This is a genomic window from Streptomyces cyslabdanicus (assembly GCF_052663305.1).
In genome coordinates this window covers 85,068-98,138 of record NZ_JBQRUW010000048.1, presented here as the reverse complement: position 1 = coordinate 98,138, position 13,071 = coordinate 85,068, and the positions used below count along the sequence as shown (strand labels likewise).

The following is a 13,071-nucleotide window of genomic DNA, read 5'->3' as shown; positions in this document are numbered from 1 at the left end:
GTTCGCCGGTGGGAGGTGGTCGGGGTGAGTCTCGTCGTGTATCTGGCCGCCGGAATCTTCGGGCTGTCCGCCGCCGTGCTGCTGCGGCGGCCGCGCACCGCGGTGCACAACCCGCTGACCATGTCCACCTGCGCGGCGATCGTCCTCGGCTCGCTGGTCTTCGTCTGCTCGGCGCCGCTGACCCTGGCCTCCGTCAACGAGCTCACCGGCATCCCCAACTTCGGTGCCCCGCTGACCTACGGGATGCTCTCCGCGTACAGCTGCTCGCTGCTCATCCTGCTGATCAACTGGCGCGGCGGCCCGCGCGAGCGGGTGCGGCGCACGGTGCTGCGCAGCATCGCCGCCTACGCCTCGCTGATCGTCGTCATCGTCGTGCTGTTCGCGCTGGGCGACGCCCGCACCGAGCGGCTCACGGACCTGGACACCTACTACGCCAACACTCCGTACCTGCGCGAGATGATCCTGCTCTACCTGCTCGGGCACAGCGCGGCGACGCTCGCGGCGTGCGCGCTGTGCGTCAAGTGGAGCCGCGAGGTCACCGGGCTGCTGCGGGCCGGGCTGCGACTGTTCCTGGCCGGCTCGGTGCTGGACGTGGTGGGCTTCCAGCTGTCCAAGTACACGGCGATCACGGCGCGTTGGACGGGGCACGACCTGGACGTGCTGTCCACGAAGGTCGCCCCGCCGATGGCCTCGCTCGGCGCGCTGCTGTGCTCGGCGGGTCTCGTGCTGCCCAGGCTGCTCCCGGCGGTCCTCGCCCAGGCGCGCGGCCTGCGCGACCACCGGCGGCTGGGCCCGCTGTGGTCGCGGGTGCGCTTCGTGTCCACCGCGCCCAAGCCGCCGAGCCCGTGGTGGCAGCTGCCGCTGGCGCGCCTTCAGTGGCGCGAGGTGTCCATCCACGACGCGCTGCTCGGGCTCGCCCCGTACTTCGACGACGAGGTCCGCGAGCGCGCGCTGGCCGCCGCCCGGCGTGCGGGCCGCGGCGCGCACGAGGCGCGGATCGCGGCGGAGGCGGCGATGCTCGCCGACGCCGCGCACCGCGCCGCCGCCCGCGAGGAGCCGCTCACGGCGCCGAGCGGATACCGCCTCCACGCCACGGAGGTGTCCGGAACCGGCGGTCTTGTGGAACTGGCGCAGGCGCTGGTCCGCACGGCCGCCGAAACCGCCGTACAAGCAGGAACGGTGAGGACCTCCCATGGCTGAGTCCATGGCCGACTTCGAGGAGCCCCATGCCCCGTAGAGCTGTCGTCATCGGTGCCGGACTGGCCGGCATGCTGGCCGCGGCGGTGCTGTCCGACGTCGTGGACGACGTGGTCGTGATCGACCGCGACGACCTGCCCGAGGGGCCGGAGCACCGCCGGGGCCTGCCGCAGGGGCGCCACGCCCATCTGCTCATGGCCGGTGGCCTGGCCGCCATGGAGGAGCTGATGCCGGGCGGGAGCATCCGGCGGCGGCTGCTGGCCGCGGACGCCCGGGAGATACCCCTGGGCCACGGCATGGTGGCCCTGACCCCCGAGGGCTGGCTGCGGCGCTGGCGGCACGACGGGCCGCGGATGCTCAGCTGCACCCGCGCCCTGCTGGACTTCACGGTCCGCTCCACCGTCCTCGCCCACACCCGGACGGTGATCCGCAAGGCGCAGGCGGTCGGCCTGGTGGGCGACGTGCGGCGCGTGCGCGGGGTGCGCGTCGCCACCCCCGCGGCGGAGGAGGTGCTGGCCGCGGACTTCGTGGTCGACGCGAGCGGGCGCGGGTCGCGGGTGGTGACCTGGCTCGGGGAACTCGGGATCTCCGGGGTGCGCGAGCGTGGCGTGGACGCCGGGCTGGTCAACGCCACCCGCGTGTACCGCACGCCCGCCGGGGCCGAGCAGTTCCCGCTGACGATGGTGCAGGCCGACCCGTACGTGGGCCGGCCCGGCCGCAGCGGCATGGTGCTGCCGATCGAGGGCGACCGCTGGATGGTCAGCCTGGCCGGCTCGCGGGGCGGTGAGCCGCCGGCGGACCCCGACGGGTTCCTGCGCTACGCCCTCGATCTGCCGTCGCCCATCGTCGGCCGGCTCGTCTCCGGCGCCGAGCCCCTCACCGACGTGCACATCAGCCGCAGCACCAGCAACGCGCGCCGCTACCTGGAGAAGCTGCCGCGGTGGCCGGAGGGCTTCGTGGCGCTCGGAGACGCGGTGGCCACCTTCAACCCGGCCTACGGGCAGGGCATGTCGGTCGCCGCGCTCGGCGCCCGGCTGCTGAGCGAGGAGCTGCGCCGCTTCGGCCCGGACGCGCCCGGTCTGGCCCGCCGGGTGCAGCGCGGCGCCGCCCGTCCGGTCGACGCGGCCTGGGCGGCCGCGGTCGGCCAGGACGTCTGGTACCCGAACAGCCGCGGCGCCCGGCCCGGACCCGCCGACCGTCTGGTCACCTCCTACAGCCGCCGGCTGACGAAGGCGGCCACCGGCTCCTACCGCGCCGCGGCCGCCCTCTGGGAGGTCACCAGCCTCAGCGCCGGGCCGCAGCGCCTCCTGCGCCCCGACACCCTCCTCGACGTGCTCAACGGCCCTCTGCTCCCGCCGCTGGCAGGGCCGCCGCTGACCCCGGCCGAACGCAAGATCCTTGAGGGACTGGACCGGACGAACACCTGACCCGGCGAAGGGGCCGGACGGGAAAGCGCCGGGCGGGGCCGGGTGGGCGACGATGGATCCCATGACCACGTCCTCCGGAGAGCGCCCCGCCGGCCCCTTCACCCCGCTGGACTTCCAGCTGGTGCTGCTGCGCCGCATGGCCGACCACAACCCGGACCTGGTGGAGGACGCCCTCCGTACGCTGGGCGTCTCCCGCGCGCGGATGCGCGAGGCCAACAAGCGCTGGCAGGCGATGGTCCGCTCACCACGGGCCCGCTCGGCCGCCTCGCTCCCCCATAGCCTGAGCGGCATGGGAGGTACCCCCATCCGCTCCATCCTCGGCGAGCCCGAGTCGACGACCGCCCGCCGCATCGGCGACCTGGACTGCGAGGCCCGCAACTGGCCCGTCCCGCTCTGGCCCGACCTGCGCCTGGAGGTGCTGGCCGGCCCGGACGGCCGGGTCTGGAACGAGTGGCTGGTCCGCGCCCCGGGGGCCGCCGGGCCCGACCTGCGGACCACGGCCGACCTGACCCCCTGGTCCTGCACGGTCGACGAGGCCGCCCGCGCCTTCGCCCCGGTCCGTCCCCTGGAGGGCACCGCCCCGACCCGCTGGGGCCTGGCGTTCCGGGCCCCGGACGGTCAGGGCGTCCACCGGGAGGTCGTCGCCGAGTTCACCTGGGGCCTGCTGCAACGGACCCGGACGAGTGAGCACGGCTGAGTAGACGCGCGGGGACGGCGGCGCGGCAGCGGCTCAGCCCGCCGCGGCGAGGATCGCCTCCGTCACCGCCCCCACCGACTCCGGATGCAGCCACAGGAACAGGTTCGGCTCCACCAGCTCCAGCTCCATGAGGCGGGGTTCGCCGTCCTCCCCGTCCACCAGGTCGACCCGGGCGCAGAGCAGCTCGGGAGCGCCGGGCACGGCGGCCAGCGCACGCTCGGCGACGGAGAGTTCGGCCGGGGTCGGGGTCCAGGGCGCGATGCCCGGGTGGGCGAGCTTGCGTGCGTCGTAGGCGACGCCGGGGGCGAGGACGGCACCCTTGCGGCCGGCGTGCAGCAGACGTCCGCCGAAGAACTGGAGCGCCCGCTCCCCACCGGCGTCTATGCGCCGCATGTACGGCTGCACCAGGGCCGTGAGCCCTTCGGCGTGCATCCGCGCGAGCTGCCGTACGGCGGTGTCACGCTCGTCGGGCGTGTACCGGGCGGCGAAGCGCGCCCCGGCCCCGGACGCCGGCTTGATCACGTACTCGTGGTCGTCGGGCAGGTCGGCCGGGTCCCCGGGAGCCAGGTACCGGGTCGGCACCACGGGCACACCGGCCGCCCCGAGCTGCCCGAGGTACCGCTTGTCGACGTTCCACCGCACGACCTCGGCGGGATTGGCCAGCCGTGTGGCCTTCGCGCACCGGTCGGCCCACTCCGTGAACTCCCCGACCCGCCAGCTGTAGTCCCAGGTCGACCGGATCACGGCGAGATCGAACCGGGCCCAGTCGACCCCGGGATCGTCCCAGGCCACGGCCCGTGCCTCGGCCCCGGCCGACTCCAGCGCCTCGACCAGCACCGGCAGGTCCCGGTCGTCGCTGATACCGGGCGCGGGCCGGCAGGTGACGAGCGCGACGCGGGGCACGGATGGACTCCCTCTTCGGACATCGTCGTACGACGCTTCGAACAGTGACGGGCCTCGCAGGCTAACAACCTTCCGCCCCGGCACGTACGGTCGCCCCTGGTGTAGGAACGAAGTCACCGGCCCGGGCCGGTCGGTCGGTTCGTACGAGCGTCGCAAGGAGTCCCCACGTGTCCTCCCTCTTCCCCGCCCTGACGAAGGATCCCGGTGAGCGGCTCGCGCTGCGGTTCGCCAACCGTTCGTCGACCTACGCGGAACTCGCGGCGGCCGCCGGGGCCGTCGCCGCCCGGGTGCGCGGCAGGGCCCGCGTCGCGGTGTGGGCGACGGAGGGGCTGGAAACGGCCGTGGGGGTCGTGGGCACGCTGCTGGCCGGGGCGGCCGCCGTGCCGCTCAACCCGAGGTCGGGCGAGAAGGAGCTCGGGCACATCCTGGCCGACAGCGCGCCGCCCGTGGTGCTCGCCGCGCCCGGCGACGAACTGCCCGACGCGCTCGCGGGGTTGGAGCGGGTGGATGTAGAGGTGCGGGAGGCGGGGCAGGTGCCCGAGGACCGGGCCGGCGACGGCGACCCGGCGCTCGTCGTCTACACCTCCGGCACCACCGGCCCGCCCAAGGGCGCCGTCCTCCCCCGCCGGGCGCTCGCCGCCACCCTGGACGCGCTGGCCGACGCCTGGCAGTGGACGGGTGACGACGTGCTGGTGCACGGGCTGCCGCTGTTCCACGTGCACGGGCTGGTGCTGGGCGTCCTCGGGCCGCTGCGGCGCGGCGGGACGGTACGGCACCTGGGGCGGTTCACGACCGACGGCGTGGCGCGCGAGCTGAACGGCGGGGCGACCATGCTGTTCGGGGTCCCGACCATGTACCACCGGATCGCGGAGGCGCTGCCCGGCGACCCGGAGCTGGCGAAGGCCCTCGGCGGGGCACGGCTGCTGGTCTCCGGGTCGGCCGCGCTGCCCGTGCACGACCACGAGCGGATCACGGCCGCGACCGGACGGCGGGTGATCGAGCGGTACGGCATGACCGAAACGCTGATGAACACCAGTGCGCGGGCCGACGGCGAGGCCCGCGCCGGGACGGTCGGGGTGCCGCTGCCGGGCGTCGAGCTGCGGCTCGTGGAGGAGGACGGTACGGAGATCACCGCGTACGACGGGGAGACGGTCGGCGAGATCCAGGTGCGCGGGCCGAACCTGTTCACGGAGTACCTCAACCGGCCCGACGCGACGGCCGCCGCGTTCACCGCCGACGGCTTCTTCCGCACCGGCGACATGGCGGTGCGCGACCCCGACGGCCAGGTCCGCATCGTCGGCCGCAAGGCCACCGACCTGATCAAGAGCGGCGGTTACAAGATCGGCGCGGGTGAGATCGAGAACGCGCTCCTGGAACACCCGGGGGTCCGCGAGGCCGCCGTCACCGGGGAGCCGGACGCCGACCTCGGTGAGCGGATCGTCGCCTGGATCGTCCCGGCCGATCCGCAGTCCCCGCCGGGCGCCGAGGAGCTGTCCGACCACGTGGCCCGGCGGCTGGCCCCGCACAAGCGGCCCCGGGTCGTCCGGCTCCTCGACGCCCTGCCCCGCAACGACATGGGGAAGATCATGAAGCGGGCGCTGACACAGGGCTGAACGGCGAACGCCCGCCGTCCCCCGGCCCGATCAGGCCGGGGGACGGCCCTCCTGCCCGCCCCCCACTGCCCCGGACCCCGCTGCCCGGACCCCCACCGCCCGGACGACCTCCTGGCGTACCGAACCGCCCCGGTCGTCGCGCGCGGTGGCCCGCAGGGAGACGAAGGCGGCGCCGCGCGGCACCGACAGGGTGCCGCGCCAGGAGCCGCGCCCGCCGGTCAGCGGGACCGGCCGCCAGGTCGCGCCCTCGTCGTAGGACACCTCCAGGCCGCCGTCGCGGACGGTCCCGGTGCCGGTCGCGCCCGCCACGTACCGCGCGCGCACGCCGACCGGCACCCGTGCGCCGCCCCGCACGTCGCCCGCGAGGTCGGTGCCGACGTCGAAGGCGAGGTTGATCAGGGGCAGGGTGGTCCAGTGGTCCTCGGGGGTGGCCGACGAGCGGAACGTCCACTCGGCGTGCCCCCGCGTGGCGAGCCGCCATCTACCGGGGTCCAGCGCGGTGTCCGTGACGAGCCGGTACGTGTGCTCGGCCGCGGGCGCGTCCGCGACGTACGCGGTGGCGCCCGCGCCCCGGCCGGCCACCTGCCCGTCCAGGTGGACGGCGGTCGTCTGGGACATGCCGCTGTCCGTGCTCCACACGTCCCCGAAGCCGGTGTGGTCGGGCCCGGAGTCGCCCCAGCCGGGCACGTTGAACTGGAGCCGGTCGCCCGCCCGTTGCTGGCCCCAGTCGAGGCCGGTGCCGAGCCAGGGGTGCCAGACCGGCTTGAACCAGTCGAGCGCGGGGCGCGTTCCGCCCTCGTAGCGGACCGGGCCGCCGCGCTGCTCCAGCGTGCCGTCGCCGACGGTCACCGACTCCTGCCAGCGCAGGCCGGGCCCGGTGGAAACGTAGTCGGTGCGCTCCGCCGGGAGGTCGATCCGCTCCTGGAAGCCGATGCCGACGGGGAAGGTGTCGGTGACCGCGTACCGGAACTCGCTGCCTCCGGTCGGCCGCACGGCGTGGAACCGGGTGCGCACCGCGGCCAGTTGGCGAGGGCCGGGCACGTACGTCAGCTCCGTGTCGGGGATCGCTCCGCGATGGCTCTGCGCGAGGTCGTAGACGTACGGGGTGTTCCGCGTGCCCGTCATGTCGACGCGACCCGCCGCCCGCAGCCGTGCCGCGTCGGCCGCGTCGACCGTGGCGATCTGGAGGGGGCGGTCGGCGTTGTCGTCGGTGCCCCACCAGGCGCTCAGCCGGCCGGGCGCGTCGTCCGTCACGAACAGGGCCTTCGCGCCCGCGTCCTGGGCCGCCTGGGCCAGCGCGGCCGGTTCGACGGAGTCGGTGAGCCGGGCCAGGACCGCCCGGCCGCGTACGTCCTTGCCGGTGAAGTCCCCGTCGCCGACGTCGACGAGCGGCAGCCTGCTGCGGCCCTCGATCAGCGTGCCGCCGGGCTGGACGAGCGCCTCGGCGACCCCCTCGACCTCCAGCAGCGGCTTGGCCAGCCGCCACACGGTCCGGTACTCGAAGGTGCCCCGCGTGACCGGCTCGGTCGGCCCGGCGAAGACGCTGTCGTAGCCGACGGGCACCTGGACGGCGTCGAACAGGTCGGAGCCGTCCGCCGCCCGGTCGTACTCCATGAGCAGTTGCCGGACCTCCGTCCGCCGTCCGGTCTCGGCCCTGATCTCCCGCAGCCGGCGCCCGTCCAGGGTGACCTCGCGGTCCCGGTCCAGCGTGATCTCGGGCGCCGCGAGGAAGCCGAGTCCGAGGGAGTCGGCCCCGTGGGCGCCGCGTACGTCGAGGAAGGAGGTCAGGCTGTACGTGCCCGGCTCAAGCCGCAGGCTCAGGGTGCCCGAGTCGCCGACGTGCGCGGGGGTGGGGTCGGCGCCCGCGGCGAGCCGCCGCACGGTGAGGTCGGCGGGCACGGGGGCGCCGTCGCGGTCCTTGACATGCACGGTGAGCGTGTACCGCTCGCCCTCCTTGACCAGCCCGAACGCGGTGTGCGCGACCGGGGTGCCGGCCGCGGAGGCCACGATCCGCCCGCTGGTCGGGCCCACCGGCGCCCTGGCGGCGTCCGAGGTCACGGTGGTGGCGGCGGTACCGTGCGCGGGCACGGTGAGCGTGGAGTCGGCGAGCGTGGCGACGCCGTCCGGGGCGCCCTGGACGGAGAGAGTCAACGCGACGTCGGTGTCGGAGGAGTTGGCGTAGGTGAGCGTCCTGGTCACCGGCTTGTCCGTGCCGTAGGGCCAGCGGTGGAACCCGAGGTCGGCGCTTCCGGTGGCGGTGATCCACGCGTGCACGGCGTCCGGGACGCTCACCCGGCCCGCCCCCAGCACGTAGGCGGACTCGTCGAGCTGCTTCGACGTCGACATCAGCGCGTCCTTGATCCGGGCCCCGCTCCAGTCCGGATGCTCCTGGGCGAGCAGCGCGGCGGCACCGGCGACATGGGGCGTCGCCATGGACGTGCCGCTCATGGAGGTGTACGCGCCGCTGCCGGGGGCGAGCTGGGAGCGGGCGGCGAGGATGTCGACGCCGGGTGCCGCGAGGTCGGGTTTGAGGGCGTTGTCGCCGCTGCGGGGTCCGGCGCTGGTGAAGTAGGCGGCCCGGTCGGACGGGTCGACCGCGCCGACGGTGAGGGCGGCGTCGGCGGCACCGGGCGAGTCGAGGGAGGAGGGGGCGCCGGTGTTGCCCGCGGCGACCACGAAGAGGGCGCCGGTCTCCGCGGAGAGCGTGTCGACGGCCTGCGCCATGGGATCGGTGCCGTCGCTGGGCTCGCTGGAGCCGAGGCTCATGGAGACGATCCGCGCGCGCACGTCCCGCGCGGCCCACTCCATGCCGGCGATGATCTGCGACTCGCTGCCGGTCCCCTGGTCGCCGAGCACTTTGCCGACGGCGAGGACGGCGTCCGGGGCGACCCCCTTCTCCTCGCCGCCGGAGGCCGCGCCGCTGCCGCCGAGGGTGGATGCCACATGGGTGCCGTGGCCGTTGCGGTCGGTGCCGTCCTCGCCGTCGACGAAGTTCCTGGTGACGGCGACCCGTCCGGCGAGGTCGGGGTGGGACGTGTCGACGCCGGTGTCGAGGACGGCCACGGTGACGCCCTTGCCGGTCAGACCGGACGCCCAGGCCTCGCCGGTGCCGATCTGCGCGTTGCTCACGGCCATGTCGGCGGTGACCCGCCCGTCGAGCCACACCTTGTCGACGCCACCGGACAGGGCGCCCCGGCCGGTGAACTCCCGCCAGAACACCCGCCCCTTGGCGGCCTCGACCGCGGCGCCGCGCACACTGGCGAGACTCCGTGTCCGCTCCGTCCCGCGCGGTGCCGCCACCGGGATGCCCTTGCCGTAGGTCACGATCAGCGGCAGCTCGCCGGTGCGGGAGTCCGCAAGGCCCTGCCGCAACAACGTGTCCACGTCGAACAGCCGCCGGTCCAGGCGGCCCGCCCGCAGATACGGCAGGGCCTCGTCCGGTACGACGGTCAGGGCGCCGTCCGCCATCTGCGTGCGCACGGCGCCCGTGGCGCCCTGCGGCCGGCTCACCGCGACGGTCCTCCTCCCGCCGCCGAGGTCGGTGACGGTGACCTTGTCGCCGGTGACGAGGGTGACGGTGCGGGTGCCGCCCGGGGACGCCGACGGGGGGCCGGGGGGCTGCGCCGGCTGCCGCGCCGCCGCCGGTCCCGCCGGCAGCAGGGCGATCACGAGCCCGGCCGACACAAGGGCCGCTCTCCGTCCGGGAGGTCCTGCGCGCATCGTGCCTCTCCTCTCCGCGCCGCACAGCCGCGGTGCCGCGTCCTCGGTGCCGCGTCCTCGGCGCCGCGAAGAGAGAGTGGCAGAAGCCTTCTGTGGCAGGGGAGTTGGAAGAGGCCAACGAGTTCGCGCCAGGCGGGTTCCCGCCAGTGGATCAGGTCCCGGCCCGGTCGGTGGCGGGAGCCGTCCGCCCGGCCGCGTGTCTCACCCGTCAGGCGCGGTGCGCCGGGTTCCACCCGTCCAGCGGCGCCCCGCCCGGCCCCCTTGAACAGGCGCCCGCCGGGCCACCCCAGCACGATGCCAGGGAGGCCGCCGCCCGGCGGCCGCCACGGTCCGCGCTCTCAGGAGGCTCCGTCATGTCCGCCAGTCTGGAGCAGTTGCGCCGCTGCCACTTCGCCGTCGACCTGGGAGCGGCCCGGACCCGTGTCTACGTCAAGGGCCCGGGGCTCGTCGTCGACCAGCCCTCGGTCGCGGCCGTGAACACCCGCAACGGAGCCCTGATCGCGGTCGGCGAGTTCGCGGAGCGGATGACGGGCCGTACCCCCGCCTACATCCGGGTCGTCCGCCCGGTCTCCGGCGGCACGGTCGTCGACATCGAGATGGCGCAGCGCATGCTGCGCCATCTGCTCGGCGACGGGATGCGCCGCACCCTGCGCCGCAAGGCGGCCCGGCTGCGGGCCGCCGCCTGCACCCCGCACGACGCGGATCCGCTCGCCCAACGGGCCACGATCGAGACGCTCGTCGGGCTCGGCGCGCGCCGGGTGGAACTCGTCGACACGCTCATCGCCGCCGCCGTCGGCTGCGGGCTGCCCGTGGAGCGGGCCGAGGCCACCATGATCATGGTGTGCGGGGCCGCGGCCACCCAGGTGGCCGTCCTCTCGCTCGGCTCGATCGTCACCGCCGAGCGCATTCCCGTCGGCGGGGAGGCCGTCGACCAGGCCATCGTGCAACACCTGCGCCACACACACGCGTTGACACTGCCCAGCCAGTCCCTGCGGCCGCTCCAGATCGCCCTGTCGGGGAACGGGATCACCCCGTCCGGTCCGGTGTCCACCGAGGTCCACGGGCGGGACGTGGCCACCGGACTGGCCCGGTCCGTGCGGATCGACACCGCCGCCGTGCGGGAGGCCATCCAGACGCCGCTGACCGCCGTGCTGGACGGCATCTACAAGGTGCTGCGCGAGTGCCCGCCCGATCTGGTGGCCGACCTCGCCGACCGCGGGATCATGATGGTCGGCGGTTCCGCGCTGCTGCCGGGCCTGGACCAGATGCTCCGCGAGGCGACCGGCATGCCGGTGCACATCGCCGAACGCCCCGACGTGTGCGCGATCCAGGGGCTGGGCGCGATGCTGGAGGGCGAGATCGAGCCGCTGGCGCTGAACCCGCTGGGGGCGTAGGTGTGTTGACCGCCCGGGGTGCCGGGCCCCTGGTGGCGGTAGGCCGGCGAACCGGCAGCGGACGGTGGCGCCCGCCGCGCCCGAGCGCGTCCGAATGCGCCCGGACCAGGCCGGCGACAAGGCTGACCGGCAGCAGACCGCGTCCGCCACGCTGATCGCGAGGCGGGCGGCCGACGGCCGGCCGGCGAATCGCTCAGGCGGCCCTTCAGCTCGCCCCAACCCCCTCCGTGCACGGCTCTGTTGGCGGTCAGCTCGGCGACGGCGACGCGCCGGACCTGCACGGCGTGCGCGTCGCGTACGAGAGCGACAGCGCGTCCGGCACCCGTGCGTCAGCGGCTCGTCGCAGCGGGCGACGACCTGCCCGAGGGGGGTGGGCGGCACTCCCCCCGGGGCCCGGTGGCACCGGCGGGGACGACCGCGGGGCGGCCGGCTGGGCGTCGGCGAGGGCCCGCTCGTCGAGGCGGAGGGCGTCGTACAAACACAGGCACAGGACGGTGACCTCGCGACCCTGGCAGGCCGCGTTCGAGTCACGCCCGCCCCAGCCCGACCCACCGGACACGGACACCGGGCGCGGACGCGCGACGCGGGACGACCGCGGCGGGCCGGACCGCTCCCGTGCCCCTCCCCCCGTACGCCCGGGAAGGCCCGTTCCCGGGCGCGTGCAGGCGTGCGGGGAGCGGACAGTCGCTGGGAGCGCCAGCCGGTGCTCCGTGGCTCCAGACGCCGCGCCGCGCCGCGCCCTGAGGCATCCTCCGGGACGCCTCCCAGCGGTCCGACACCGAGCCGCCGCGCACGATGGCCGCCGCGATCACCGCCAAGACGCGCGGTGACGGGCCCGGCTGCCGGGGTACCCGGTGGGCGGACGAGGACCGGCCCCGTCCGCAGGAGTCATCACTGCGCGGGAGTCACCATCATGAGAGAGCACACCCCTTCCCAGGCCGAGGGCGAACGCGACGACGAGGACACGCAGCGCGCCGCAGGACCGCCGGACACGCCGTACCCGACCCCTTCCCAGGCCGAGGGCGACCGCGACGATCTGCCGGAGACCGCCGACCCCGCCGACGACCGTTCCTGAGTGGCCCGTCCGCGCGAGCCGTTGCTCCGGCCGAGTGCAAAACGGGCCAACACGCGCCGATGGCCCCCGGATCCATTTCCGGGGGCCGCACACTTGCTGGGAACGACCGGCGACACCGCTGGTCACATCGACTCTGCGCGAGTAGCGCCTGGTGGGGCGGGTGGGACTCGAACCCACGGCCGACGGATTATGAGTCCGCTGCTCTAACCGGCTGAGCTACCGCCCCGTTGCGGCGTGTCGCGTACAAGTGTGCGCGCCGTCTGCCGCAGCATAGCCGCTCATACGATCTCCTGCTTCGGATGGTCGTCTTCCGCGGCCGTTCATGACCTTGAGGACCGCGTCGCCGACGCGGCGGTTCCCCGGGGGCATGAAACCGGGCATGAAAAAGGACCCCGGAGGGTCCTCGTTCAGCTGCTCCCCCGACTGGACTCGAACCAGTAACCTGCCGGTTAACAGCCGGCTGCTCTGCCAATTGAGCTACGGAGGACCGAGCTCCCCCGACTGGACTCGAACCAGTAACCTGCCGGTTAACAGCCGGCTGCTCTGCCAATTGAGCTACGGAGGAATGCCTCGTTGCATCGAACGCACCTACCCGGGTATCCGCCGGGGGGCGCTTGCTCGCTGCGACACATACATTAGCGCAAGCAGGGGGGTGCTCCGCCAATCGGTTCCCGCCTGCTGTGACCTCGAGGCAAGGGAAGGGTGGCCGCCATGCGTTACCGGCTCACGTTCATCGCAGGGATCGCCGTGGGTTACGTACTGGGCACCAGGGCCGGGCGTGAGCGCTACGAGCAGCTGAAGAGGTCCGCCCTCCGGATCGCCGAGAACCCCGCCGTACGCAACACCGCCGAGACCGCGGCGCAGCAGGGCCGGCAGTTCGCCGACAAGGCGTACCACACGGTCAGCGGGAAGGTCGGCGACCGCATTCCCGAGGCGGTCGCCCAGCGGGTGCGCACCCTGCGGGCCCACGCCAACGGCAGCGGCGAGGACGACTGGGGCACCAGCAACACGTGAGGCGCCCGCGGCCCGGGCAAGCCCGGCGGTA

Annotated in this window: 9 protein-coding genes and 3 tRNA genes; 7 read left to right on the top strand and 5 right to left on the bottom strand. The window is 74.7% G+C overall.

The genetic code is table 11. The features are described from left to right. Window positions 1-24 precede the first annotated feature (24 nt). From ACTYVM_RS28020 to ACTYVM_RS28010, 3 genes are read left to right on the top strand one after another with little or no spacing between them, the layout of a single operon-like run. Complete coding sequence (locus ACTYVM_RS28020) at window positions 25-1,200, top strand: MAB_1171c family putative transporter (RefSeq protein WP_445528619.1); 1,176 nt, start codon at window positions 25-27, stop codon at window positions 1,198-1,200. A 26-nt stretch (window positions 1,201-1,226) separates the two neighbouring features. Then, window positions 1,227-2,624 (top strand): FAD-dependent monooxygenase, encoded by a 1,398-nt coding sequence (locus tag ACTYVM_RS28015; protein WP_445528618.1) that lies wholly within the window; start codon window positions 1,227-1,229, stop codon window positions 2,622-2,624. Window positions 2,625-2,676: 52 nt separating this feature from the next. Beyond that, window positions 2,677-3,321 carry a hypothetical protein gene (locus tag ACTYVM_RS28010; protein WP_445528617.1) on the top strand — a complete coding sequence of 215 codons (645 nt, stop codon included), beginning with the start codon at window positions 2,677-2,679 and terminating at the stop codon, window positions 3,319-3,321. A gap of 33 nt (window positions 3,322-3,354) precedes the next feature. On the opposite strand, the gene ACTYVM_RS28005 is transcribed toward ACTYVM_RS28010, so the two are convergent. Beyond that, window positions 3,355-4,224, bottom strand: a complete 870-nt coding sequence (locus ACTYVM_RS28005; protein WP_445528616.1) for an ATP-grasp domain-containing protein — start codon at window positions 4,222-4,224, stop codon at window positions 3,355-3,357. A 167-nt stretch (window positions 4,225-4,391) separates the two neighbouring features. Here ACTYVM_RS28005 and ACTYVM_RS28000 point away from each other — a divergent pair, with 167 nt between their 5' ends. Further along, window positions 4,392-5,837: an acyl-CoA synthetase gene (locus tag ACTYVM_RS28000; protein WP_445528615.1), complete on the top strand. Its 1,446-nt coding sequence runs from the start codon at window positions 4,392-4,394 to the stop codon at window positions 5,835-5,837. Between the two features lie 30 nt (window positions 5,838-5,867). Here ACTYVM_RS28000 and ACTYVM_RS27995 read toward each other — a convergent pair whose 3' ends face one another. Next, the gene (locus tag ACTYVM_RS27995) at window positions 5,868-9,557 is read right to left on the bottom strand and encodes a S8 family serine peptidase (RefSeq protein WP_445528614.1); all 3,690 of its coding nucleotides are present in this window, start codon (window positions 9,555-9,557) and stop codon (window positions 5,868-5,870) included. Between the two features lie 353 nt (window positions 9,558-9,910). Between ACTYVM_RS27995 and ACTYVM_RS27990 the strand changes: the two genes are divergently transcribed. Beyond that, a complete protein-coding gene (locus ACTYVM_RS27990) occupies window positions 9,911-10,951 on the top strand; it encodes a rod shape-determining protein (protein ID WP_445528613.1) in 1,041 nt (346 codons plus the stop codon). 913 nt (window positions 10,952-11,864) lie between these two features. After that, the gene (locus ACTYVM_RS27985; RefSeq protein WP_172632976.1) at window positions 11,865-12,026 is read left to right on the top strand and encodes a hypothetical protein; all 162 of its coding nucleotides are present in this window, start codon (window positions 11,865-11,867) and stop codon (window positions 12,024-12,026) included. A gap of 149 nt (window positions 12,027-12,175) precedes the next feature. Here the strand turns inward: ACTYVM_RS27985 and ACTYVM_RS27980 are convergent. The 3 genes from ACTYVM_RS27980 to ACTYVM_RS27970 form a co-directional block, all read right to left on the bottom strand. Then, window positions 12,176-12,252: transfer RNA gene (locus ACTYVM_RS27980), tRNA-Ile, on the bottom strand. A 188-nt stretch (window positions 12,253-12,440) separates the two neighbouring features. Further along, window positions 12,441-12,513: transfer RNA gene (locus ACTYVM_RS27975), tRNA-Asn, on the bottom strand. Between the two features lie 5 nt (window positions 12,514-12,518). Then, a tRNA-Asn gene (locus ACTYVM_RS27970) sits at window positions 12,519-12,591 on the bottom strand. 146 nt (window positions 12,592-12,737) lie between these two features. Here ACTYVM_RS27970 and ACTYVM_RS27965 point away from each other — a divergent pair. Further along, entirely contained in the window at window positions 12,738-13,040 is a 303-nt protein-coding gene (locus ACTYVM_RS27965; protein WP_445528612.1) for a YtxH domain-containing protein, read from the top strand. Window positions 13,041-13,071 lie beyond the last annotated feature (31 nt).

What these genes read in the sequence shown, in the direction of transcription:
- ACTYVM_RS27985 (WP_172632976.1), top strand. Translation starts at nt 11,865, where the DNA reads ATGAGAGAGCACACCCCTTCCCAGGCCGAGGGCGAACGCGACGACGAG.
- ACTYVM_RS27995 (WP_445528614.1), bottom strand. Translation starts at nt 9,557, where the DNA reads ATGCGCGCAGGACCTCCCGGACGGAGAGCGGCCCTTGTGTCGGCCGGG.
- ACTYVM_RS27965 (WP_445528612.1), top strand. Translation starts at nt 12,738, where the DNA reads ATGCGTTACCGGCTCACGTTCATCGCAGGGATCGCCGTGGGTTACGTA.
- ACTYVM_RS28015 (WP_445528618.1), top strand. Translation starts at nt 1,227, where the DNA reads ATGCCCCGTAGAGCTGTCGTCATCGGTGCCGGACTGGCCGGCATGCTG.
- ACTYVM_RS28010 (WP_445528617.1), top strand. Translation starts at nt 2,677, where the DNA reads ATGGATCCCATGACCACGTCCTCCGGAGAGCGCCCCGCCGGCCCCTTC.
- ACTYVM_RS27990 (WP_445528613.1), top strand. Translation starts at nt 9,911, where the DNA reads ATGTCCGCCAGTCTGGAGCAGTTGCGCCGCTGCCACTTCGCCGTCGAC.